The 23377-nt window shown below is 63.6% G+C and carries 21 protein-coding genes, 2 pseudogenes and 1 other annotated feature; of the genes and pseudogenes, 5 read left to right on the forward strand and 18 right to left on the reverse strand.

Annotated elements, in window-relative coordinates; translation table 11 throughout:
- Positions 1 to 310: 310 nt before the first annotated feature.
- Together GQY20_RS20360 and GQY20_RS20365 are read right to left on the reverse strand one after the other, a co-directional pair.
- Entirely contained in the window at positions 311 to 1162 is an 852-nt protein-coding gene (locus GQY20_RS20360) for a sulfurtransferase (RefSeq protein ID WP_157218968.1), read from the reverse strand.
- Positions 1163 to 1340: 178 nt separating this feature from the next.
- Positions 1341 to 1900: pseudogene (locus GQY20_RS20365) on the reverse strand (IS3 family transposase); the annotation flags it as partial.
- A gap of 51 nt (positions 1901 to 1951) precedes the next feature.
- Between GQY20_RS20365 and GQY20_RS33070 the strand changes: the two are divergent.
- Positions 1952 to 2805, forward strand: a pseudogene (locus GQY20_RS33070) (transposase).
- Positions 2233 to 2349: a sequence feature (AL1L pseudoknot), on the forward strand. Its footprint overlaps the pseudogene before it by 117 nt.
- 145 nt (positions 2806 to 2950) lie before the next feature.
- Here the strand turns inward: GQY20_RS33070 and GQY20_RS20380 are convergent.
- Both GQY20_RS20380 and GQY20_RS20385 read right to left on the reverse strand, forming a co-directional pair.
- The gene (locus GQY20_RS20380) at positions 2951 to 3397 is read right to left on the reverse strand and encodes a hypothetical protein (RefSeq protein WP_157218969.1); all 447 of its coding nucleotides are present in this window, start codon (positions 3395 to 3397) and stop codon (positions 2951 to 2953) included.
- The gene (locus GQY20_RS20385) at positions 3394 to 4155 is read right to left on the reverse strand and encodes an SDR family oxidoreductase (protein ID WP_157218970.1); all 762 of its coding nucleotides are present in this window, start codon (positions 4153 to 4155) and stop codon (positions 3394 to 3396) included. Before GQY20_RS20385 ends, GQY20_RS20380 begins: the two co-directional genes overlap by 4 nt.
- A 163-nt stretch (positions 4156 to 4318) precedes the next feature.
- On the opposite strand from GQY20_RS20385, the gene GQY20_RS20390 reads away from it, so the two are divergent.
- Entirely contained in the window at positions 4319 to 4774 is a 456-nt protein-coding gene (locus GQY20_RS20390; RefSeq protein ID WP_232476172.1) for a carboxymuconolactone decarboxylase family protein, read from the forward strand.
- Positions 4775 to 4964: 190 nt separating this feature from the next.
- On the opposite strand, the gene GQY20_RS20395 is transcribed toward GQY20_RS20390, so the two are convergent.
- From GQY20_RS20395 to GQY20_RS20415, 5 genes are all read right to left on the reverse strand, one after another.
- Positions 4965 to 5798 (reverse strand): SDR family NAD(P)-dependent oxidoreductase, encoded by an 834-nt coding sequence (locus GQY20_RS20395; protein ID WP_157218971.1) that lies wholly within the window; start codon positions 5796 to 5798, stop codon positions 4965 to 4967.
- Between the two features lie 29 nt (positions 5799 to 5827).
- Positions 5828 to 6133: a putative quinol monooxygenase gene (locus tag GQY20_RS20400; protein ID WP_157218972.1), complete on the reverse strand. Its 306-nt coding sequence runs from the start codon at positions 6131 to 6133 to the stop codon at positions 5828 to 5830.
- 34 nt (positions 6134 to 6167) lie between these two features.
- A complete protein-coding gene (locus GQY20_RS20405; RefSeq protein WP_157218973.1) occupies positions 6168 to 6929 on the reverse strand; it encodes an SDR family NAD(P)-dependent oxidoreductase in 762 nt (253 codons plus the stop codon).
- Between the two features lie 27 nt (positions 6930 to 6956).
- Positions 6957 to 7592 carry an SDR family oxidoreductase gene (locus GQY20_RS20410; protein ID WP_198351085.1) on the reverse strand — a complete coding sequence of 212 codons (636 nt, stop codon included), beginning with the start codon at positions 7590 to 7592 and terminating at the stop codon, positions 6957 to 6959.
- A 92-nt stretch (positions 7593 to 7684) separates the two neighbouring features.
- On the reverse strand, positions 7685 to 8146 hold the full coding sequence (locus GQY20_RS20415) for a VOC family protein (RefSeq protein WP_157218975.1): 462 nt from the start codon (positions 8144 to 8146) through the stop codon (positions 7685 to 7687).
- A 115-nt stretch (positions 8147 to 8261) separates the two neighbouring features.
- Between GQY20_RS20415 and GQY20_RS20420 the strand changes: the two genes are divergently transcribed.
- Positions 8262 to 9146, forward strand: coding sequence for a LysR family transcriptional regulator (locus tag GQY20_RS20420; RefSeq protein ID WP_157218976.1), 885 nt, complete (start codon positions 8262 to 8264; stop codon positions 9144 to 9146).
- Positions 9147 to 9431: 285 nt separating this feature from the next.
- On the opposite strand, the gene GQY20_RS20425 is transcribed toward GQY20_RS20420, so the two are convergent.
- Positions 9432 to 9725 (reverse strand): putative quinol monooxygenase, encoded by a 294-nt coding sequence (locus GQY20_RS20425; protein WP_157218977.1) that lies wholly within the window; start codon positions 9723 to 9725, stop codon positions 9432 to 9434.
- A 349-nt stretch (positions 9726 to 10074) separates the two neighbouring features.
- On the opposite strand from GQY20_RS20425, the gene GQY20_RS20430 reads away from it, so the two are divergent.
- Positions 10075 to 10464 (forward strand): response regulator, encoded by a 390-nt coding sequence (locus tag GQY20_RS20430; RefSeq protein WP_157218978.1) that lies wholly within the window; start codon positions 10075 to 10077, stop codon positions 10462 to 10464.
- Between the two features lie 34 nt (positions 10465 to 10498).
- On the opposite strand, the gene GQY20_RS20435 is transcribed toward GQY20_RS20430, so the two are convergent.
- On the reverse strand, positions 10499 to 11470 hold the full coding sequence (locus tag GQY20_RS20435) for a quinone oxidoreductase family protein (protein ID WP_157219026.1): 972 nt from the start codon (positions 11468 to 11470) through the stop codon (positions 10499 to 10501).
- A gap of 69 nt (positions 11471 to 11539) precedes the next feature.
- A complete protein-coding gene (locus GQY20_RS20440; RefSeq protein WP_157218979.1) occupies positions 11540 to 12946 on the reverse strand; it encodes an amidase in 1407 nt (468 codons plus the stop codon).
- Positions 12947 to 13049: 103 nt separating this feature from the next.
- Here GQY20_RS20440 and GQY20_RS20445 point away from each other — a divergent pair, with 103 nt between their 5' ends.
- Positions 13050 to 13613, forward strand: coding sequence for a TetR/AcrR family transcriptional regulator (locus GQY20_RS20445; protein ID WP_157218980.1), 564 nt, complete (start codon positions 13050 to 13052; stop codon positions 13611 to 13613).
- A 423-nt stretch (positions 13614 to 14036) separates the two neighbouring features.
- Here GQY20_RS20445 and GQY20_RS20450 read toward each other — a convergent pair whose 3' ends face one another.
- From GQY20_RS20450 to GQY20_RS20475, 6 genes are all read right to left on the reverse strand, one after another.
- Positions 14037 to 15182, reverse strand: coding sequence for a VWA domain-containing protein (locus tag GQY20_RS20450; protein WP_157218981.1), 1146 nt, complete (start codon positions 15180 to 15182; stop codon positions 14037 to 14039).
- A gap of 420 nt (positions 15183 to 15602) precedes the next feature.
- On the reverse strand, positions 15603 to 16397 hold the full coding sequence (gene cobA / locus GQY20_RS20455) for a uroporphyrinogen-III C-methyltransferase (protein WP_157218982.1): 795 nt from the start codon (positions 16395 to 16397) through the stop codon (positions 15603 to 15605).
- On the reverse strand, positions 16394 to 19021 hold the full coding sequence (locus GQY20_RS20460; RefSeq protein WP_157218983.1) for a nitrate reductase: 2628 nt from the start codon (positions 19019 to 19021) through the stop codon (positions 16394 to 16396). The genes cobA and GQY20_RS20460 overlap by 4 nt, the downstream gene beginning before the upstream one ends.
- A gap of 1 nt (position 19022) precedes the next feature.
- Positions 19023 to 19367 (reverse strand): nitrite reductase small subunit NirD, encoded by a 345-nt coding sequence (nirD, locus tag GQY20_RS20465; RefSeq protein ID WP_198351086.1) that lies wholly within the window; start codon positions 19365 to 19367, stop codon positions 19023 to 19025.
- Positions 19368 to 19372: 5 nt separating this feature from the next.
- Positions 19373 to 21880, reverse strand: coding sequence for a nitrite reductase large subunit NirB (gene nirB / locus GQY20_RS20470; RefSeq protein ID WP_157218984.1), 2508 nt, complete (start codon positions 21878 to 21880; stop codon positions 19373 to 19375).
- A 235-nt stretch (positions 21881 to 22115) separates the two neighbouring features.
- Positions 22116 to 23333: an alginate export family protein gene (locus GQY20_RS20475; protein ID WP_157218985.1), complete on the reverse strand. Its 1218-nt coding sequence runs from the start codon at positions 23331 to 23333 to the stop codon at positions 22116 to 22118.
- Positions 23334 to 23377: the final 44 nt, after the last annotated feature.

Genomic DNA, 23377 nt, shown 5'->3' on the forward strand with positions numbered 1-23377 from the left:
ACGAAGATCCCTCGGCTCTGTGGCCCTGCCCGGTGCGCGTGGCGCCCGGGCTTGTCGGGAAGGCTATCCGACGTCGTAGAGGGAGGCAAGGGCTGCTGCGGGAATGCGGCTCGATGGATGTCGAATACTTCCCTATGCGGAGGATATGGGAGAGAATGCTACGCGCAGATGTTCTTTGTTACGTCGTGGCAGGATGGCGGCCACCGCGGCCTCCTTCGGCCGGGTCAGCCGGGTCGCCTTGCCGTCGTCGAAGATGCACAGCGGCAGCATTCGCTTCGCCCTATGGCGCTGCGATTTTCCGATTGCAGGGTTACCGTCGATCCGTCTCGACCGGCCTTCGCGGGTCGACGATCCACTCCGACCAGGAGCCCGGATAAAGGGAGGCGCCCCCAAGTCCGGCAATCTCCATCGCCAGCGCATTGTGGCAGGCGGTCACGCCCGAGCCGCATTGGAGGATCACCGCTTCGGGCGAGCGCTCCCCGATCAGCTCCGCAAAGGCCTTGCGCAGCGCCTCTGCGGCTTGGAAGCGTCCGTCCTCGCGCAGATTGGCCTTGAAGAAGCGATTGCGCGCTCCCGGTATGTGGCCGGCGACCGGATCGAGCGGATTGGGCTGGCCGGCGAAGCGCTCGGGCGCACGGGCATCGAGCACGAGCCGCTCGCCGCTGGCAATATTGGCCAATACCGCTTCCGCATCGACCACGCCGAGCGAGCCGGGTCTGGCCGCGAAGTCGCCGGCAGGAACCGGCCGTACGCTCGTTTCGAGCGGATGGCCCGCGGCGACCCAGGCCTGCTTGCCGCCGTCGAGCACCGCGACCGCTTCGTGGCCGAGCCAGCGCAGCAGCCACCACAGGCGCGCGGCATAGGGGCCGCCCGCTGCGTCATAGGCGACGACCTGCCGACCCTGGACGAGACCGGCGGCGCGCATGGTGGCGGCGAACGCCTCCGGATCCGGAAGCGGATGGCGGCCGCGCGGCCCCGCCGGAGCGGACAGGTCGCGATCGAGATCCATATATTGCGCGCCGGGAATATGGCCCGAACGATAGGCGTTGGAGCCTGCCAGCGGATCGGCCAGGTCGAAATCGCAATCGAACAGGCTGACCGCGCCGGCCTCGATCAGCGCATGCAGAGCATCGGCGTCGATCAGCGTCTTGAAAATCGTCATGCGAGGGTTCCACTGGACTTGCGGCGGCGTTGGCGCGTCAGAAAAAGGGCGAAGAGCAAGGCGGCGACGAACGTGACCGACATATGTCTGGGCCGTCAAGGCCGCGCCGATGTGAGCCCGAGCAATGCTGGGGCCAACGAGGGTTCCTTCGCGAAGTTCAAGTACCGTCGCCGCATCTCTGCCGGCTCTGCACCGACCAACCCACCACGCGGCGCGAGTAGAGGTCGATCACGACACCTAAGTAGGCAAAGCCTTCCAGGGTGCGGATGTAGGTGATGTCTGTCACCCGGGCTCGATCTGGCGCAGCCACGTCGAACTGGCGGTCCAGAGTGTTGTCGACCGCCAGGGAGGGCTTGCCGCCATAGCTGACCGGCCTGCGCTTGTAGCCGATCTGCGCCTTGATCCCCGCCAGCCGGGTCAACCGCGCAACGCGGTTCGGGCAGCAGGTCTCGCCATGATCCAGCAGATCATCGTGCAGTTTGCGGTAGCCATAGACCTTGCCGCTGTCATTCCAGGCCCGCCGGATCAACTCGGTCTGCCGAGCATCTTGCCGCGCACGTCGGCTCAGTGGGCTCTTCTGCCAAGCATAGTAGCCGCTGGGGTGCACGGCGAGGCACCGGCACATGGCCCGCACGCCGAAACGATCGCGATGCTCGGCAATGAAGGCATATCTCACTTTGCATCTCGAGCGAGATACGCGGTGGCTTTTTTAAGGATGTCGCGCTCCTCGCTCACCTGAACCGCCCCAGGTTTGGCGGAGGCTCCGGCTCCTGAGAGAGTGGAGCCACGATGAGCAAGACGACGAACAAGTTTTCGCCTGAGGTCCGCGAGCGGGCCGTACGCATGGTTGTCGAGCATGAGGGGGAACACCTGTCTCGCTGGGCGGCGGTGGTGTCGATAGCCGAGAAGATCGGCTGCTCCGCGCACACCCTGTTGGAATGGGTGAAAAAGGCGGAGGTCGATAGCGGCAAGCGTGCCGGCGTGCCCACAGATGTCGCGAAGAAGCTGAAGGCACTGGAGCGCGAGAACCGCGAGCTGCGGCAGGCCAACGAGATCCTGCGCAAGGCGTCCGCATATTTTGCCCAGGCGGAGCTCGACCGCCCGTTCCGCAAATGATCGCCTTCATCGACGAATATCGTGAGGCCTATGGGGTCGAGCCGATCTGCAGAGTTCTGCCGATTGCCCCATTCACCTATCATCAGCACGTCGCGCAGCGACGAGACCCCCATACCTGCTTTCCGAGCGGGCCAGGCGCGACCGGGCGCATCGGTCCGAACGCCGCGTCTTGATGTCCATCGCAAACCTCCATGTTCAAAGCGTTGCGACGACCGATTGAATCCGCCCAATACGTATCCATCAGGTACACCGAACGCCTCGCCGAAGCCGGGATCGAACCGTCCGTCGGCAGCGTCGGCGACTCCTATGACAATGCCTTGGCCGAGACGATCAATGGCCTTTACAAGGCCGAGGTGATCCATCGACGCGGGCCGTGGCGATCTTTTGAGGCCGTGGAATATGCCACGCTCGAATGGGTGGACTGGTTCAACCACCGCCGTCTGCTCGAGCCAATCGGCAACATGCCTCCCGCCGAGGCCGAGAATCGATCTTACGCCATGCTCGACGACGAGCGCATGGCAGCCTAACTTAACCTTTGGAGCCTCCGGCAAACCTGGGGCGGTTCACTCCGCCTGGATCGCGCCCATGTCCTCAGCCTCGCTAAGCGAGCCCAGCATGCGGTACCCGAGGCGCAGAAGCCGGGGCCGTTCTGCCTGGAAGCTTGCAAGGCTTTCACCGTTGTGCAGCACGAAATTGCTCCGTCAAACGGGATTGGAGCCCATCATGAGCCGCGTCGCGCCATGCCCAAAGGGCAAGAGCGCTCGCAAGGATAGCCGGCAGGGTTACCGCGGGAAAGTCCCGGACCAGCGCGCCGGTGCCGCAGATGCCCACCGCCACTTCCCAGAAATGGAAGAGCGCGTGACCGGCAAGCCAGAGCGCGGCAGCAGACCACGAAGCAACGCGCGTCGCCGGCCTGGCGACACCAAATAGCATCGCCGATCCAACGAGAAGAAAAATCAGCCCGATGTCGCGCACGAAATGCTGGTTGAAAGGCCCGGTGGTGGTGACGCCGGGCACTGCGAAGTACCAATTTGTCGGCGACACCAGCATGAACAGGCCGTTGGCCAGCGCGCCAAGCCCGAGCAGTGTCGCGAGTGCAAGGGTAAGGCCCCGGCTCATGCTGCCCGCTCCTGCGTCTGGGTTTCAAGCCAAGTTTCAAAGCGGGTGGGCACCAGCCGCGCGCCAACATCCGGAACAAGGGTGCGATCGTCGGCCGGCGCGCCGAAATAATTGCCGTCTGCCGTCACATGGATCAAACGCGGATCGTCGTGGGCACCAAGCCAGTTGGCGGCAAATTCCGCAAGGGGTGCTCGTTCCGGCCCCGCCACCTCGACGATGCCCGCGACGGGGGAGGATGTGGCAATTTCGGCAAGCAGTGCAGAGACATCGGCGGCCGCGATAGGCTGGAACGCAATTGTCGGAACATGCACCGCACCTTCTCGCGTGTACCCGTCCGCTATGGTGGGCAGGAATTCAAAGAATTGGGTCGCCCGCACAATCGTATAGGGCACGCCTCCTGCTGCAATAAGCTGCTCCTGCACAAGCTTGGCCCTGAAGTAGCCGGATGCCTGGAGGCGATCCGTGCCGACCACGGAGAGCGCTATGAAGTGGCGCACGCCGGCGTTGCGCGCGGCTTCCAGCAGGTTAGTCGTAGTGCCGCGAAAGAAGGCGAGTGCAGCCGCATCTTCGAACGAGGGCGCATTGCTGACATCGATCACGACGGACGCGTCCGCCATCGCATGGTCCAGGCCCTCGCCAGTGAGCGCGTCGATGCCCCTGCTTGGCGAGGCGACAACAACTTGATGGCCCTTTGCCTCCAGAAGAGCGCCCAAGGGCCGGCCGATCAACCCCGTGCCACCGATGATCACGATCTTCATGTCCATGTCTCCAATGCAAGTGTCTGCCCGCTTGACGAGATGGCGCGGGCGAGTGTGACACGGACGACAAAAAATTATGTGCGCAATGATGTCACGATGCGCCCGACTGTCTCGTCATGCCTTGTGAGTGCCGATGGTCGGCGCTGATGATGAGGCGAGCATCATGACCGAAATGAAGCGTTTGAACTGGTTTGAAATCTCTCCTGACGGGGCCAAGGCTCTCTTCGGTGTCCATCACTATGTGACGAAGAAGACCAATCTGCCCGAAGAGCTTATTCATCTTATTTTCCTGCGTGTCTCGCAGATAAACGGCTGCGCCCATTGCATCGATATGCATACCCGCGACCTGCTCAAGACCATGGCAATCGACAAGGTTGCACTGGTCCCCGTCTGGGCAGAAGTGCCGCACCTGTTCCCCGATCAGTACCGCGCAGCGCTTGCCTGGGCCGAGGAGGTGACTAACGTCAGCAGTACCCACGCCTCCGATGATGCTTATGCGGCTGCGGCCGCCGCCTTTGCGCCGAAGGATCTGGTCGACCTCACCCTCGTCATCGCGGCGATGAATGCGTTCAATCGGCTGGGCGCGCCATTCCGTCTTCCCGTTGCGGCAATGCCATGAACGGCCATAGGCGGGGGCGCCCGTTCCCCTCGCCCCTCGACAGCAGTCGACCAAACCAAGACGTTCGTGCTGGCTCGCTCGAACGACGGGTGCGGGTAGAAGCAACCATTCGAGCCTCATTGAACCTGCCCGGTGGCAGGCGACCTCATCCAGCCGCCGAGCGTCAAGGTTCATTTGCCCGGAGCCGACGTCAGCTTCCGTCGAAATCTGTCGATATCGACACCGTTCTCCATTGAGCGAGAATAGCCGCATCCCCCAGATGCTTCGCTTCGATCGCTGCTACGGTGTCACTGCCAAGTGGCAGTCGGACCGGAGGGTTGGCGGCATCGGCGAAATCAACAAGCACCTGCGCGAGTTTCGCCGGATCACCGGGCTGTGCATGGTTCAGCCCTGTCGCAACAGAACGGACGCGACCGGCGGTGGCTACATAATCGTCGATGATCACCGGGCTGACCGAAAGTGACGAGGCGTCGAGAAAGTCCGTTCGGAAATAGCCCGGCTCCACGACGGTCACATGGATGCCGAGCGGCGCCAGTTCCGCGTGCAACGCCTCGGAAATCCCCTCGACCGCAAACTTCGTGGAGGAATAGACGCCAAACCCTGCCGCGCCCCGATATCCTCCGATCGACGAGATGTTGAGCACGCGACCAGAGCGCGCGGCGCGCATGTGTGGCAGTACGCCGCGGGTCACGTTGAGCAGACCGAACACGTTGGTACGATAGACGGCTTCGACCTCGGCGGCGCTCGCTTCCTCGACAGCGCCCATCAGGCCGAAGCCGGCATTGTTGAGCAGGACGTCGATACGGCCGAACCGGGTGATGGCGGCTTCGACCGCCGCGCCGACTTGATTCTCATCCGTCACGTCAAGTGCCAGCGCCAGCAGATTGGGCTGCTCGCCAAAGCGATCGACGACAGCCCGGGGGCTGCGGGCGGTCGCGACGACGGCGTCACCTCGAGCCAAGGCGCGGTCTACGACCAGCGCGCCGAAACCGCGCGAGGCGCCGGTGATGAACCAGGTCTTCATGGCCAAATCCTTTCGAGAGGCAGCGCGGGTCAGGCGCGGGGGTTCATGGCGGTTGCGAAGGTCAGTTCCATTTCTCGGGCGAGAAGATCAGGAAACCTGACGAGCAGCGCCTTGGTGTAAGGCTGCGCGAAATGCGCATCGAGGTCGGCGCGCGAGGCCCAGGTTTCGTAGAGGATCCAGGCATTCGGATCGTCATTGTCCCGATGAAGCGTGTAGCCGAGCGAACCGGCCTCTTTCGAGGTGGGATAGATCAGCGCCTTCAGCGCTTCGCCGAGTTCAACGGCATGCTGAGGCTTTGCGGTGAGGCGGGCGATCAGGGTCAGTTGGGTGGTCATGATAGTCTCCCTTGGATTGGGGGTGGTTCGGGGATCAGAGCCCGGCAACCGACATCTTGATATTATGGCCACCATCGACCGTGATGGTCTGGCCGGTGACGTAGCTGGCTTGGTCGGACGCCAGCCAAAGCATGGCGTCGGCGATCTCCCGCGCCTCTCCAATGCGTCCGAGCGGCACGTTCGCTTCGTAGAACGGCCGCATGTCGCGCCCTTGCGTGAAGCGGTCCGACATCTCGGTCTTGATGAAGCCGGGCGCGATGCCGTTTACGCGGATGCCGTCACCGCCCAGCTCAACAGCAAGGGCGCGGGTCAGCGATTCCGAGCCGCCTTTCGTGGCGGAATAGACCGGCAGCTTCGCACCGCCCTGCCGGCCCCAGAGCGACGACACAGTGATGATCGATCCGCCCGGCCGCCGCAGATGCGGGATCGCATATTTGGCGGTGAGGAGTGTGCCGCGGATGTTCGTGTCCAGCACCGCATCGACATCCTCCACACTCAACTCGGCGAGTGGCAGCACATGCGGCGGCTCGATTCCGGCATTGGTGATCAGCGTGTCGATCGGACCGAACCGGTCGACCGCGTTGGCGATGAAGGCCTCGATCTGCGCGGCGTCCTGGACATCGGCGGTCTGGAACCAGCCGGCGCCGCCAAGCCGATCGATTTCCGCGACGGCCTCGGCTCCGCGTCCCGCGCGACGCCCCGAGATTGCGACATTCGCGCCCGTACGGGCGAAGGCGAGCGCGGTGGCATAGCCGATGCCCGAGGTCGCGCCGGTGATAACGATGGTCTTGGTCATGGGAATTCTCCTTGTGTCGGCGCTCGCTCACGCGGCCGGATAGACCGCTTCCCAAGCGGCATTCGGGTCGGTGGCGAGCATCCAGAAGACATCGGCCGCCGCGCTCGCTTCGGCGGAGTCGGGCGCGACGAGCGTCGCGACTGTCGCGATACGGATGCGGATGCCCCGCTCGGCCATCGGCTCAGCCAGGCCCTGCACGATGTTGCGTAGCGCAGCCTTGCCGGCGCCGAGCACGGCCCAGTCGGCGCTTGGGTGAATTCCTAACCCGCCCCCGGTCACAAGGATCGTGCCGCCGCGCCCACCGAACATCTCGGTCGCGGCGCGAATGGTGTTGAACCCGGCGGTGACGTCGATGGCCAGATCGCCGGCGATCTCGGCATCGGTCATCGAGAACAGATCATGGTTGCGCACCACGCCCGCGTTGAAGTGCACCGCGGTGAGGCCGCCGGTCAGGTATTCGGCCTTGGCGACGGCGGCGCGAAGCGAGGCCGGATCGGTAGCGTCCGCCGGGACAATATGGGCGGTGATGCCCTCGGCGTTGAGGTCGGCGGCCAGCGTAGCGAGCCGATCGGCGCTGCGCCCGGTCAGGACGATCTGCCAGCCTTCGCGACCGAACCTGCGGGCGACGGCCTGACCGATGCCGGGGCCGGCGCCGATGATCATGATGGATTTGGACATGCGGTGTTCCTTTGCGTGGAGAGAGGGCTGGCCGCCCCTCACGCGAGGGCCGGCCGGTCATTCTGTGCGTGGGGAGATCAGGCAAGCACCTCGGCCAGTTCGATCAGATTGCCGAAGGGGTCGCAGAAGAAAGCGAGCTTGCGGCTGATCGCTTCGAGCACGAACGGCTCGGTGACGATGGTGACGCCGCGGCTGCGGAGCTTCTCGACGGTCGCTTCCACGCTGTCGACGTTCAGGCAGAAGTGGTGGTAGCCGGTCCAGCCAAGGCTGCTGCCAAGATCGGTATAGGGACGCACATCCTGCGGCTGGGGATCGCCGCCGCCCAAGATCTCGACGTAGAAGTGATCGTCGGTCGCCGGCGCCACATAAGCGAGCTGCTCGTCGGCATAGTCCCACTTGGCGACGACGCGGAAGTCGAGCGTGCTCACATAAAAGTCGAGCGCGGTCTGCAGGTCCGGCGTCCGCACCGCGACGTGGTGGCCGCGCATGTCGGCGAAGGGCGAGGCGTTGTTGTGGGCGGGCGGAATGAAGTCGGCCATTGGATATCTCCTTGCTTCCGCCGGAGCATTTCCGGCTGGCAGGAGCTTTTTGGTCCTTTCCAATTGAATCGATTAGGAGGATAGTTTTCTCATCAATACTGAGTGAGAATCAGCAATGCGCGCGACCGACCTGTCCGAACTGGCCGCGTTCGACGCCGTCGCCCGTCACCGAAGCTTCCGACGGGCGAGCGAGGAGCGAGGGGTGACGGCGTCGGCGATCAGCCACGCCGTCAGCAATCTGGAAGCGCGCGTGGGCATCCGGCTGCTCAACCGCACGACGCGCAGCGTTTCCCTTACCGATGCCGGCGCGATGCTGCTCGCCCAACTGTCCCCGGCTTTCGGCGAGATCGGCTCGGCAATGGATGCGCTCAACCAGTTCAGGGACACGCCGTTCGGGACGGTGAGGATCAACGCGCCGAATTCGGTCGCTCCATTCGTGCTTGGGCCGGTGATCGGACCGCTGATCGCCGCCAACCCGAACCTCACGCTCGAGATCGTGGCAACGGACCGGCTGGTCGATATCGTCGAAGAGGGCTTCGATGCCGGTATCCGGCTCGGCGAAAGCCTGCGCGATGGCATGACTGCGGTGAAGATCAAGCCGCGGCTGCGCTTTGCCGTGGTCGGATCGCCTGCCTATTTCACGCAGCACGGCATACCAACGGAACCGGCCGATCTTGCCCGACATATTTGCGTGCGCAACACGTATCCAAGTGGCGTCGCATACCCTTGGTCGTTTGGTCGCGACGGCGACGAGATCGATATCGATGTCTCGGGGCCTCTGGCGCTGCATGACCACGAATTGATGATCGAGGCGGCACTGGCTGGCATCGCTCTCGCCTACGTCTGGGAAGACCGGGCTCGTCCCTACGTCGAGAGCGGCAGGCTCGTGTCATGCCTTGCCGATTGGATCGCGCCGGAGGACTGGCTGTATCTCTATTACCCGACCCGGAAGTATCTTTCAGCAGGTATGAGGGCAATTATCGCTGCTCTGCGGGCTTGAAGGGTCCAGGCGGCAGCACTCTACAACATACGCCGTTTCGATTCAGCGCTCGGTATATCGGCTCAAACCGCAAGCTGCCGTCAGCCCGCGCAAAGCGGCGGGTTGGCAATGCGCCCCAAAGACGATCACTGAGCCGCCGTCCCCGTGGGCCCACTAGCGGACATCGCAGACCCTATCGCCTTACCCGCCTGATCCAGCCAAGACTGGATCCTTTGGCTTCTGGGCGCCCAAGAACCGACGGCGACAAGCGGCCCAGTCCGCAGCATTGAATAATTGAAAAGCTACCTACTTCGCCGCGAGAACCGTAAGTTTGTGGATTTGCGGCGCCTCCGAGAATAGTTCGCTCGCCTTGTCCATCAAAGCTGCAGCCACCTTGCCATCAAGATGGGCCTGCCGATCCTCCTCGCTATCGAAGGTGTCGAAGATTGCGTATTGTCCCGGCCCTTCTTCAATGGCGTACCAGTTCAATGTGCCGGCTTCTTGCTGGACGAGAGGAAGCGCAGATCGGAGGAATGCCGCGACCTCGCTTTCCTTGCCGGGCTTCGCCTTCAGCGGCACATAAAGAGCGAGTTTCACCATGATTGTCTCCCATACGTGAGTCGGACGCCCCGCTCGGGTCCATAAAATCCACACGTTTGCGAGGACGAATGATCATCTGCTTCAACCTTCGTGGACGGCGTTTGTTCCAGGCTCGAAATGGTGTTGAGCAATGTGCCCGGGTAGAAAACAAATTGGCGCCTTCCACGAAGCCTTGGCGGGCTTGAGTCATGACATATAAGAAAATGGCCAAAGCGAGCAGTTTAAGCCGCGCTCCCGGTAACATATGTCCGAGCTGTGTGTTATGGAGGAGCACCGTGCAAATCCACACGGAAACTTGCCTGTTTCGGTGTAGCGAACGAGGGACGGCGCCTTAGTAAGGGCCAGGGAAATGACGGACGCGGTTTTGCTGCTTCTCGTGGAAGACGACCCAGCGATACTATTGACGCTCGAGGACGAGTTGGAAGAGGCTGGCTTCAAGACGCTGACTGCCCCCGCCGGGCAAGACGCGATCGGTATCCTCGACACGCATCAAGCTGAACTTGCGGGCCTGATCACCGATATCCGTCTTGGAGATGGTCCCGATGGTTGGGCGGTCGCTCATCATGCACGAGAACTCAATCCGCTTATCCCTATCATCTATATGAGCGGAGACAGTGCGGCCGAGTGGCCCGTCAAGGGCGTTCCCAATAGCACAATGCTCCAAAAGCCATATGCGCCCATGCAGGTGATTGTCGCGATCTCGACCCTTCTGAACGGCATAGCGCCACCCGCACCTTAGAGATCGCGAGTTGCGGCTTGAAGCGGTGCTCAGCTCACGGCGTGAGGACGATCGCCCCTTCGCTTCCGCCCACGTCAAGCGAGCGATGGATTTCGACGACGTCCGCCAGGGGCGCTTCACGCCAGATATTCGGCGCGAAGATCTTGCTCGACATTGCGTCGAACACGTCTCGTGCCCGCTCCCGATATTCCTGCAGATCGGTGATATGCGCCGCCAGCCCCGGTCGGGTCAGGAACAACGACTTCTTGTTAAGGGTGCCGAGCGCCACGGGGTCGGGCGCGCCCGACGATGCTCCGAACGACACCATCATGCCGCGCGAGCGCAGGCTGTCGATCGAAGCCTCGAATGTCGCCTTGCCAACCCCGTCATAGACGACATGCGCCATTTCGCCCCGAGTGAGCCGGCGCACCTCGGCGGGAATATCGCACTCGCCCCAGACTAGCACATGTTCGCAGCCCGCGGCCAGCGCCCGCGCGACACTTGAGCGGCGGGAAACGACCCCGATGACCGTCGCGCCCAGGTGCGTGGCCCAGGCCGCCATGATCTGCCCGACTGCTCCTGCAGCGCCGTAAAGCAATGCAACGGTGCCGGGTGCGACAGAGTATGTGCTCTTGATCAGATATTGCGCCGTCAGTCCCTTGAACAGCGTCGCGGCCGCCTCGGCGAAGCTGATCCCCCCGGGAAGGTGGATAAGGCGCTCGGCGGGGTATGAACGCTCACTTGCGTAACTCCCCAGAGGTCCGAGCGCATAGGCGACCCGATCTCCGATTGCGACGTTTGTCACGCCCGCGCCGACTGCGCGAACATATCCCGCGCCTTCAAGACCAAGCCCGTTTGGCAGCGGAATTAGCACGGCGCCGTTCCGCTGGGTGACGTCGAGGTAATTCACCCCGATCGCCTGCTGTTCGAGCCACGCCTCTCCTGGACCGGGCTGCTGTGGCTCGATCCGATCGAGCTTCAACACCTCCGGGCCTCCCGTCTCTTCAAGACGAACGACATCAATCATCATCAGCTCCTTGCGAGGTCCAGAGGCGCAGCCCGCGCGGTAGGTTCCAACGCGCGGGCCGCACGTCTCTCAGAGGTTGGGAACGAGGCCGCGAACCGGGCTCACGCTCTCAAGAAGCGACGCCACGTGCAGGATGGTGGACTCAGCCTGCCACTTGCCGACGATCTGCACGTTGATCGGCAGACCTTCGCTGCTGGTCCCGAACCGCATCGCCACGCCTGGCAGCCCGGTCACGTTGAGCGGCACCGTGGCCCCCTGCAGATACGTCGCATCGACCGTCTGCCCGTCGATCGTGAATTCCTCAACGCCATGCTTGTGCGCGGGAATCGGCAGCACATGGGTTATCAGCGCGTCGTAGCGCGAGAAATAGTCCGCATAGCCGTCACGCAGCCGCTCGGCGGCCTGTTCGGCTTCGATGAAATCCTTGAGCGACGTCTCGGGCAGAGACAGCATGGTCCTGGACATCTTGTACATCTGGTCTTCATGCCCTGCCACCGCGTCACGGAAAGCGGGTTGCATCTCCATCACGTGGAGGCGGTTGAACACGTCGAGCGCGAAGTCGCGCTCCAGCGCGGGAATGCCGACTTGCTCGACGAGCACGCCTATGTTCCTGAGGGCTTCCGCGGCTGCCTTGACGGTGGCCGCCACTTCGGGATCGACCGGGCCGAAGCCGGGGCCGACCATCCAACCGACGCGCAGCTGGCGGAAGGGCTGCTGGCCGATGCCGTTGTCGAACTGGACGGTGCTGGTGGCGAAGGCATCCTGCCCATCGGGTCCAGCCAGCAGCGAGAAGGCGAGCGCCACGTCGCGCACCGAGCGGGCCATGGGGCCGACATGCCAGAAGCGGCGCGGCGCACGTGGCCAGATGCCGGTCATCGGCACGCGTCCGTGAGTCGCCTTCATTGAGGTGATACCTGTCTGCGCCGCAGGTCCGCGAACGGAGATGGCGAGGTCGGTCCCGAGGCCGAGGGGCGACATGCCCGCCGCGATCGCGGCAGACTCGCCGCCGCTGGAACCACCCGGCGTGCGGCTGAGGTCCCAGGGATTGTTCGACCGGCCCGACAGCAGATTGTCGCTTTCGATCCAATAGGAGAATTCGGGAAGGTTGGTCTTGGCAAGCAGGATGCCGCCCGCCGCCTTGAGCCGGGCGACGCTGGTGGCGTCGGCACTGGGCGTGCGGCCCTTGAAGATCGGCGAGCCGCGCTGCGTCAGGACCTGTGCGGTATCAATCGAGTCCTTGGCGGTGAATGGGATGCCGTGAAGCGGGCCTATAGGCAGCCCTGCAAGCACTGCAGCCTCCGCCTTCCTGGCATCCTCCAACGCGCGCTCAGCCACGGTCACGATGGCGTTCACCTGCGGATCGACAGCCCCGATCCGATCGAGATGCGCCTTTACGACCTCTACGGGAGAAACCTCTTTCGTGCGGATCAACTCGGCCAGCTTGGTGGCATCGGCATAGTGTAGATCGTCGGTCATATCGGCATCCTACCTGTCACTTGATAGGTGACCGAATGGACCTTTCCTTTTGCCGAGTCAACGTCTATCTATCACTTGATAGGCAGCTCGAAAATGAGGCTCCATGGCTACCGATATGAGAGAAGCGATCCTTGAAGCAGGGCGACGTGCGGTGCAGGCGCACGGTTATAGCGGCCTGAACTTCCGCGAGCTCGCCAGTGAAGTGGGCATCAAAGGCGCCAGCATCCATTATCACTTCCGCACGAAAGCGGATCTCGGTGCCGCTGTGGCTCGCCGCTACTGGGAAAGCTCGGATGCCACGCTCGGGGCGTTATGGGACCGATATGCCGATCCCAAGGAGTGGCTCCTGCATTATCCCGAGACCTTCCGACAGTCGCTCGAGAACGACAACCGTATGTGCCTGGCCAGCTTCATGTCCGCCGAGCATGACGATCTGCCCGAAAGCGTAAGGATCGAGGTGCAGGCTTTTGCCGAAATCAACGTGAAGTGGCTCACCAGGGCGGTTTCGGCTGCGACCGGCGCGACGCCCGAAGAAAGCGAACGGCGCGCGCGAAGCATCTTCGCGGCCGTTTCAGGCGCGCAGCTTATGGCACGAAGTCGCGCGGACATTGGGGTGTTTGACGCACTCATGGACGGCTACCGACATTTCGGTCTTATTCCCACGTAGTCGGCGCTGGTACCTGAGTGCAGAGGGTCCGGTTTCGGAGAAGTCGGACGTTAGATTACCCGGCCGGAACGACGAGTTAGTCCCATGACGCGGCGTTCCGCTTCCGGCCGCACGCGACCAACTTAGGCCATTCCCATTGACGGGTGGGAACACCGCCCGGGCCGAAAGCGGCCATAGCATTCCTAATCTTTCCATCGGCGGTAGCGCCCTGAAAGCGTGCTTCCGCGCTGACGGCTCCCGCCCCAAGAGCGGTCGCTTTTCAGGAAGGCCTAAGATCGAAAGCCGCTTCTTGCTTAAGAATATTGTGAGCGGTGCCAGCGCCAAGCCGCAAACACGGTGCCGGACACTTACCCCGCCAAGGCCCCGGAACGCCGGCCGCTCCGAAGCGTGATCTTTCCTTCGCGGCAGGAGGTTCATTGCACTTCAGCGCTGAACATTTTCTGCAGCACGCATTTCACTACTCGCCGCTTCCTCTTCGGCACCAAGCTTTTTCGAAAAGGCCACCGCACGATCGAGGAGCGCGCGATGGCGTTCCCGCGCGAGCCTCAACGCCTCGCTGGAGAATGGCACCTTCTCACCGCGCTTCCATCGCGCCGAAAGATCATCGCTCATGCGCTTGCTCTCGCCATCCACTAGGTCGCTGATGCACAGCGAGGCATCGGAGACAACGTCGGACGTATTGACCGCGTTGCGGCTCATCGCATTACTCGTGCGGACGGCGTTTGCCGACTGACGATTTGACTCGCGCACCATTGCGATGGTCCGATCAAAATCGGCACCGGTCAGGACGTTGACGAAGCCGCCGCCGCCGGCATCTGCGACCGCCTTTAGCGCCGCCGCTTCCTTTGAAGGAAGACCGAATCCGATGATATTCACCACCGCTCGCGTATTCCCAGCGTTTATCCGTCGCGCGACCGCGACCGGATCACCGCCGCAGGTCTCTTCGCCATCGGAGACGACGTAGATCACCTGTTCGCCGGGCTTTGCGGCGGTGTCGAGCAGTGCTTGGGCGCGTTCGAGCCCGGCGGCGAGCGGTGTCCAGCCCGTGGCGCGAACGTCCTTCACCGCGGCAATCAGGCCCGCGTGATCTGCCGACATCGGCGCGAGGATGTCGACGCTTCGGCAGGACTTTGCCTTGCCGGCCTCGCTATTGTCACCTTGCTGGCCGAAGACGAGCAGCGAAGCCTGGACGGTAGACGGGAGGCCATCGATGAAGCCGATCGCGGACTGACGCGCCAGCGCAAGCTTGGTCTGACCACCGATCAGACCGGCCATGGAGCCTGACCCGTCGATCGCGATGATCACGCGTGTCGGCTGGACCGCCGTGCCGATCGGATTCCTACGCTTCTCCAGCACCGCCTTCTCCAGTTCGACCTTTCCGAAACACCTGTCCGAATCCTCGGTAATGAAGCTGTCGACATATTCGCGCGCAGTTTTGGGGAGACCCGTTGACGCAGTGTCGGTCGCTGGTTCGGAATTCGCCTCCCTATCCTTTCCGCCGCTACATGCGGAGAGCGGGATCGCCAAGGCAGCGAGGACAGCCAATCGGGCATCAATCCAGCAACGCATCACGTTCGCTCCCTGTCTGCACGCAGATAAGACTGTTGCGCGGAAGCGCCCCAACTCCGCCAATTCGGTGCAGCCGTTGCTCGAGCTTATCACAGCGGCTCGACGGGTCCATTGGGAGAAAGCGAACAGCCAGCAACGCACTCACTCAGTCTGAACACCAATTCGAGCATCTGGACGCCGCCGTTACGCATTCCACCAGAATGCGAAGTTCCGTACTAGCGACTCCCGACCAAAATCAGACGCTAAGGGCAGCAGACGCTAGCGTCTGCTGCCAACAAATCCGGCCATCGAGCGCCACAAACCAATCGATCTACAAAGCGCCCTAACTACAGTCGCTCGTCGACGCTGAAACTGAGAACGTAAACCGGCATTGATCGTCTTGCGCAATGTTTCGCAAGAGATCGCCTCCAAAATCGCAGATCAACGATGCAAATCACTTGACATGTAGCGAGGCTGAACAGTTTTCAGACTATCAGCCGACATAGGGCGCGCTGTTGCGTCGCCGATCAGCAAGAGCGTTGGATCGTCCTCCGCGATCGTATCAACCAGGAAGGGCAGTGCCGCAAGTGTACCTCGGATGATCCTTTCTGCCGGCAAGGAGACATTGACGGCGATCATAACGGGCGTGTGCGCAGACCGACCAGCCGTGATCAGTTCCCGCGCAATGTCGGTTGCGGCGCTTCGGGCCATATAGACGGCGAGCGTCATGTCACTCGCCGCGAGTGTCCGCCAATCAAGCTGCAACTCCTCGCCCGCTCGAGCATGAGCCGTCACGAAGGTAAGCTTGCGGGCGTTGGCTCGAAGCGTCAGCGAGGCACCCCCGTTGGCGGCTGCCGCGCTTGCCGTGGTCACGCCCGGGCATATGTTGACCGTCACGCCGTTCGCCGCGAGATGGGCAATCTCTTCGGCGGAGCGACCGAATATTGACGGATCGCCACCCTTCAAACGAACGACTCGTCGGCCGGCAAGAGCAGCTTCGACTAGCAGGTCGTTGATTGAGCCCTGATCCTTCGAATGACGCCCCGAGCGCTTGCCGACGCTCACTCGCTCGATGTTTGGAGAGGTCAGCGCCAATATACCGGGGCCGACGAGCGCGTCGTAGAACACAATGTCTGCTCGTTCCAGCAGGCGCTCCGCCTTGCGGGTGAGGAGGTCCGGGTCGCCAGGTCCGGCACCAACCAGCCATACCGTGCCGGGGAGGAAGTCCGTGCTCATGGAGTGACTCCGTTCCGGACTGCGGGAGGATTGTCCGTTGTCGCCATGGCCGCGCTAAGCAGCTTCGCGATCGCCGGGCGGCAGGAGCCGCAGTTGGTACCGGCGCCGAGTGCACGGCCGACGCTAGCGGAGTCAGTGAGGCGCTGGCTCGCAATCGCATGGACAATAGTGGTGACGCCGACGTCGAAACAGACGCAGACAATTGCACCGCGATCGGTGTGCGAGCCGGGCGCGCGGCCGGCGAGGATTTCGGAGCCGTGCTGAGCGATCCCAAGCTGGGTGATGAGCCAGTCGCGAGACGGCAGCGCGCCGTCCCGGGTGATGAAGAGGCTCGCGCGCAGGTGCCCTTTGTCAAGGATCGCCAGCCGCCAGGATCCGCGCGCAGCATCATGGGCTTCGATCCGCTCGCCCGGCGGCAGTGCACCCTCCAACGAGGCTTGATTTCCGATGCCGGCCAGTTCGTACAGCGAGCCGCCCTCGACAGTTATGCGCGTGTGCCAGAGGCAGTCCGGAATGCGCGGTGCCTCGCCCGCGACGAGAAGGAATCCCCGCCAGTCGATCGCGACTTTCTCGATGCGGGCGGGGGTCGCCTTGAAGCCGGGCTGGCCGGAATGGGGGTCGACAAGAGGATGAGGCAGCAGCCCGGTACGGCCGCCACTGCCCTGCATGTCGGTCCAGTGGATCGGGGTGAACAGTTCCCCGGGACGCTGCCCGTCGGTCAGGTTGACCCGGAACAGACTCTGTCCCTGCGCGGTCGTCAGGCGGGCGATGTCACCGTCGGCAAGGTCGAGAGAGGCGGCGTCGGCCGGGTGCATCTCGACCAAGGGCTCGGGCCGGTGGCGGGCGAGCTTCGGCGCGAGGCCGGTGCGCGTCATCGTGTGCCACTGATCGCGATAGCGGCCGGTATTGAGCGTGAATGGATAGAGTGGGGGGGGCACTAGCGCCGCCGCCTGCCGCACCGGGACGAGCCGTGCCTTGCCCTCCGCCGTCGGAAAGCGACCATCGGCGAACGGAAACCCGCCCCAGCGGAAGGGCTCCATAGCGTCATAGGCGGCGTTGCCGATGGCGGCGTGGGCCCTGAGGTTCAGCAGGCGCGCGCCGTCATTCTGATAGGCGGTGAGGCGACAATGCTCGCGCCAGATGTCGGCCGGACAATCAAAGGTGAAGGCGCTCCGCCAGCCCATGCGGCGCGCGACCTGCGTGACGATCCACCAGTCCGCTTTGACTTGGCCGGGGGATGGCAGCAGGGCGCGCTGACGACTGACGCAGCGTTCCGAATTGGTGACGGTCCCGTCCTTCTCGCCCCAACCGGCGGCGGGCAGGCGGACATGGGCATGGCGGCTAGTGTCGGTCTCGGCGATCGCGTCCGACACGACGACGAAGGGGCAGGTGGCGAGCGCCTCGCGGACCATGCCGGCGTCGGGCATACTGACCGCCGGGTTGGTCGCCATGATCCACAGCGCCTTGATCGTCCCGTCGCGTACGGCGCGGAACAGGTCGACCGCCTTGAGGCCGGGCTTCGTGACCATGTTGGGCGCTGCCCAGAACCGGCCGACGCGCGCGACATTGTCGGGCGAGAAATCCATGTGGGCGGCCAGCGTCGAGGCGAGGCCGCCGACTTCACGGCCACCCATTGCGTTGGGCTGACCGGTGATCGAGAAAGGCGCCGCGCCGGGCTTGCCGATCCGTCCAGTGGCGAGGTGCAGGTTCAGGATCGCATTGACCTGATCGGTGCCGCGCAGCGACTGGTTGATGCCTTGGCTGAACATCGTGACGGTGCGCGGATGGGCGGCGAACAGCTCGTAGAAGCGGAGCAGGTCAGGCGGCGGGAGGTCGCACGCCTTGGCGGTCGACCAGAGATCGGTGCCTTCGGAGAGCGTCTGCCAGAAGCCCTCAGGGGTAGCGACGCTGCGGGCGAGGAAATCACCGTCCAGCAGGTGTTGCTGGGCGAGCCAGGCGAGCAGGCCGTTCATCAGCGCCACGTCGCTGCCGGGACGCAGCGGCAGATGCAGGTCGGCCTCTTCGGCGGTCTCTGTTCGGCGCGGATCGATGACGACGACTTTGGTGCCGCGTGCCGCCCGCGCCGACTGGATGCGTTGGTAGACGATCGGGTGGCACCATGCGGTGTTCGAACCGACGAGGACGATCAAGTCTGCTGCGTCGAGATCGTCGTACGTCGCGGGCACGACATCCTCGCCGAACGCACGCAGGTGTCCGGCCACCGCGCTCGACATACAAAGGCGTGAATTGGTGTCGATATTGGCGGAGCCGATGAAACCCTTCATCAGCTTGTTGGCCACATAATAATCCTCGGTCAGCAGTTGGCCTGAGACGTAGAAGGCGACGCTGTCGGGCCCATGACGGGCGATCGCTTCATGAAAGCGGGTGGCGACCAGATCGATCGCTTTGTCCCATGAGGTCCGACGTTTGCCGATCATCGGATGCAGCAGCCGTCCCTCCAGGCCGACCGTCTGGCCCAGATGGGTGCCCTTTGAGCAAAGCCGCCCATGATTGGCGGGGTGGCCCACGTCGCCTGCAACCTCGACCGAGCGAGACCCGGTGACGGTCGCCGCGATGCCGCAGCCGACGCCGCAATAGGCGCAGGTGGTGCGGATCGCGCCCATCTCAGGCAGCCAGCGCCGACGTGACGGCGTGGAGGCGGGAGATCAGCACGCGACCGGCATCCACCTTCGCCGGGATGGTCGGAACGCAGCCCTTGTCGTCTCCAATCGCCTCGCCGCTGGCGAGGTTGATGCGCCAATTGTGGAGGGGACAGGCCACGGCATGACCGTGGACGATGCCCTGGCTAAGCGGCCCCTGCTTGTGGGGGCAGCGGTTGACGAGCGCATAGACCGCGTCGTCCCCGGTGCGGAAGATCGCGATCTCCTCGCCGCCGGCCACGGGTACGGTCCGGGCGCCGCGCGAGGGAATGGCCGACAGCGGGCCGATGTCGATCCAGTCTCCGATCATGATCGTCACTCCGCTGCGATGGCGTCAAGCGGGCGGAATTCACCCAGATGCTGGTGTTGTTCTGCCTCGGCCCCGGCCGCGCGTGCCGCCCACGGATCGTCTTGACTGAAGCTTTGCGAGAAGAGGAAGCGCGCGGTCAGCGCCTCGCGGCCGGCCTCGTCGTCGACGATCCGGCTGTTGATGAAGTCGAGGCCCACCCGCTCGATCCACGGCGCCGTGCGCTCCAGATACCGGGCATGTTCGCGGTAAAGCTGGATGAAGGCCGCGCAATAATCCATCGCCTGCTGCTCGGTTGCAACCTTGCAGAGGAGGTCAGTGGCGCGCACCTTGATGCCGCCATTGCCGCCGACATGGAGTTCGTAGCCGGAATCCACGCAGACCACGCCGAAGTCCTTGATGGTGGCTTCCGCGCAATTGCGGGGGCAACCGGAGACGGCGATCTTGAATTTGTGGGGCATCCACGATCCCCACGTCATTCGCTCGATCCTCACGCCGAGGCCGGTCGAGTCCTGCGTGCCGAAGCGACACCATTCGGAGCCTACACAGGTCTTCACCGTGCGCAGCGATTTGCCATAGGCGTGGCCGGAGACCATGCCGCCGGCATTGAGATCGGCCCAGACAGCAGGCAAATCCTCTTTCCGGATTCCGAAGATGTCGAGGCGCTGCCCGCCCGTCACCTTCACCATCGGTGCATTGAACTTTTCGACAACGTCGGCGATCGCGCGGAGTTCGCGCGGATTAGTGAGGCCGCCCCACATGCGCGGCACGACCGAATAGGTGCCGTCCTTCTGGATGTTGGCGTGCATCCGCTCGTTGACGAAGCGGCTCTGCTGATCGTCGACATATTCGCCGGGCCACGCGCAGAGCAGATAGTAATTGAGCGCAGGTCGGCAGGACGAGCAACCGTCCGGCGTCGACCAGTGCAGCTTCTGCATTACTTCCGGGATCGCGCGCATACCTTGTGCCACGATCTCGCGACGGACATCGTCATGGCCGAAACTGGTGCATTTGCAGAGCGTCTTGACAATATGCTCGCTACCATAGTCCTCGCCCAGCGTGATCGAGAGGAGCTGCTCGACGAGGCCCGTACACGATCCACACGAGGCCGATGCCTTGCAGGTGGAGCGCACCGCATCGAGGCTGACCGCACCGTCGACGATCGCCTGGCAGACCCTGGCCTTGCTGACGCCGTTGCAGCCGCAAATCTCGGCATCGTCCGAGAGCGCCGCAACGGCCGCCTTAGGGTCCGCTTGCCCACCCCCGGAGGCGAAGGACTGGCCGAAAATCAGCAGATCGCGAATGTCCGAGATGTTCTCCTGTTTCTTCAGGAGATCGAAATACCAGTTGCCGTCGCCCGTATCGCCGTAGAGCACCGCGCCGACGATGCGCTCGTCCTTGACGACGACGCGCTTGTAGATACCGCGGGACGCATCGCGCAGCACGATGTCTTCGACGCCCTCCATGCCGGAAAAGTCGCCAGCCGAGAAGACGTCGATGCCGGACACCTTGAGCTTGGTCGAGGTGACCGAGCCGCGATAGCCGGAATGCTGCTCGACCAGCCCGTCGGCCAACGCGCGACACATGTCCCACAGGGGGGCGACGAGGCCGTAGACGTTCCCGTCATGCTCGACGCATTCGCCGACCGCGAGCACGTCCGGGTCGGAGGTGACCATATGGTCGTCGACCTTGATGCCACGACCGATGTCGAGACCAGCGTCGCGGGCGAGCGTCACGCTCGGGCGGATACCGACCGCCATCACGACGAGGCTCGCCGGGATCAGCGTGCCGTCCTTCAGCCGCACGCCCTCGACCGCCGTGTCGCCGACGATCTCGGCGGTGTCGGCGCCGGTCAGGATCGTCTGGCCGCGTGCCTCGAGTGCGGTCTTGAGCAGCCAGCCGGCCGCCTCGTCCAGCTGGCGCTCCATCAGGGTTGGCATCAGATGGAGGACGGTAACCTTCATGCCCCTGAGCGTGAGGCCGTGCGCCGCCTCCAAGCCCAGCAGCCCGCCGCCGATGACCACGGCGTCGCCGCCTGCGCCGGCGGCCGCCAGCATGTGATCGACGTCCGCCATATCGCGGAAGCTGATGACGCCGGGCAGATCCTTGCCCGGCACAGGGATAATGAAGGGATCGGATCCGGTTGCGATCAGCAGCTTGTCATAGCTTACGGTGCGGCCTGACCGCGCGGTGACGCTTTTGCCGACGCGGTCGATCGCCAGCACGGGATCGCCGGTGATCAGCTCGATCCCGTTGTCGTGATACCAGTCGAGGCCATTGATCACGATGTCGTCGAACGTCTTTTCGCCGGCTAGCACGGGCGAGAGCATGATGCGGTTGTAATTGACGTGCGGCTCGGCGCCGAAGATCGTCACCCGATAGCGGCCCGGATCGCGCGCCAGCAATTCCTCCACCGCGCGGCACCCGGCCATGCCATTGCCCACGACGACGAGGTGCGCGCGCCCATCGGGCCCGCCGCCCACCCCCTCGCCAGCAATCCGCTCGTGAACCCCCATGACAAGCTCCAAAAACGCGAAAAGGCCGCCATCCGGACCTCGGGGTGAACCGAAGTCGGAATGGCGACCTTGCCAAAATCGTGAACCGGCGGCGGACCACCGGAGGCGACGCGCCCATGCTGATCCATCAGCGGAAAAACAGGGCTATGGAATGATAGGGCATCGTTGCCCTCACATTCGCAGAATGCTGCGATTCAAGCCGCGCTGCAAGCGATTTTTTGCGGCGCGGCACAGATCAGAGTGCCCAGTCAGCCTGAAGCCACACCTTCCGCGTATCGGTCAGGAACTTCTTCGTGCGATAATCGGCATAGCGCACCGACAGTGTCGTCTTGCCGAGCTTTGCGGAGCCCAGAACGTCGATCTCGTTGCCGTAATGCTGGCTCAGCCTGTCGCTGTCGAAGCGATGATAGATGGCCTGAACCGACACGCCTTTGAAACGTCCGATTGTTTTCCAGCCATAGCCGACGCTGCCGTAGAGATCGCGCACGCCGTTGGGCGGAGTGGTCAGGAACTTGTCGGCCCAGCCCTGGAACTTGAAGGCTGTCGCAAGCGGAGTCTGAAAGCTGTCCAGCGCGACACCGGCGGCGTTGCCGTGTCCGGCGCCCAATACCTCGTAGCCGCCGCCGATCTTCGCGCCCCGCGCGTCGAGCGCCGCGTCGATGAGATAATAATCGGCGGTGTAATTGTTTGGATTGTTGCGATAGTCGGACTGGCGCGCGTAGCTCAACTGGTAGCTGAGCTTGACCACCTTGGAGAGCGGCCGGGAACCGGCCAACCGGACGCCATAGCTCTGGTTCGACAGGCGATAGCCCTGCACGATCGCCTCGTGCTCGTCGATCAGATAGGCGAAGCCGGTCAGCGTGCCGACAGGGATCGCGTATGACAGGTTGGCGAGGATGGTGTCGCCGGAGATGGCCAGTTGCCGCGCGCCGACACCGTCGATGCCCCAGATGGTGCGGACGCTCCAGATGTAGCTGACGTCCGCCTTCAGTCCCTTGAGCGGCGTGATCTCGGCCCGGACGGCATCGAAGGTCTGACCGTTGTTGCGGAAATTGATGGCGCCGATGAAGCGCTCGTCGTCGAGGACGATTCGCTGACGCCCGGCGGTCAACGTGACATCTCTGGTCTTGTACTGGAGCTGGGCGCGATACAGCGCGATATCGTTCGGATCGGCAATCAGAGGCCGGATGGCTGCGCCGTGCAGTCCGTCATAATAGTGATTGATCACCGCGACCGCCCCTTGCCCCTCGACAAGCGCCGAAAGCGGGCCCGAACTCGCCTGCAGGCCGCCTCGCAGCCGGAAGGTCAGGGCGTTAGCAGCACGGGCGAGACCGTCCTGATCGACTGTCTCGAAGCGGGCGCGCAGGTCGACGAGCGGCTTCAGCGCGATGTCCTGGGCACAAGCGGGCCCTGCGACGGCCAGCGCGGCCGCCGTTGCGTAAAAGGCTTTCATATCAGTCCCCTTGGTGGCGGGCGGGGCCTCCCTGACGCCGCCCG

It is taken from the genome of Flavisphingomonas formosensis (assembly GCF_009755815.1).
Taxonomy (GTDB): domain Bacteria; phylum Pseudomonadota; class Alphaproteobacteria; order Sphingomonadales; family Sphingomonadaceae; genus Flavisphingomonas; species Flavisphingomonas formosensis.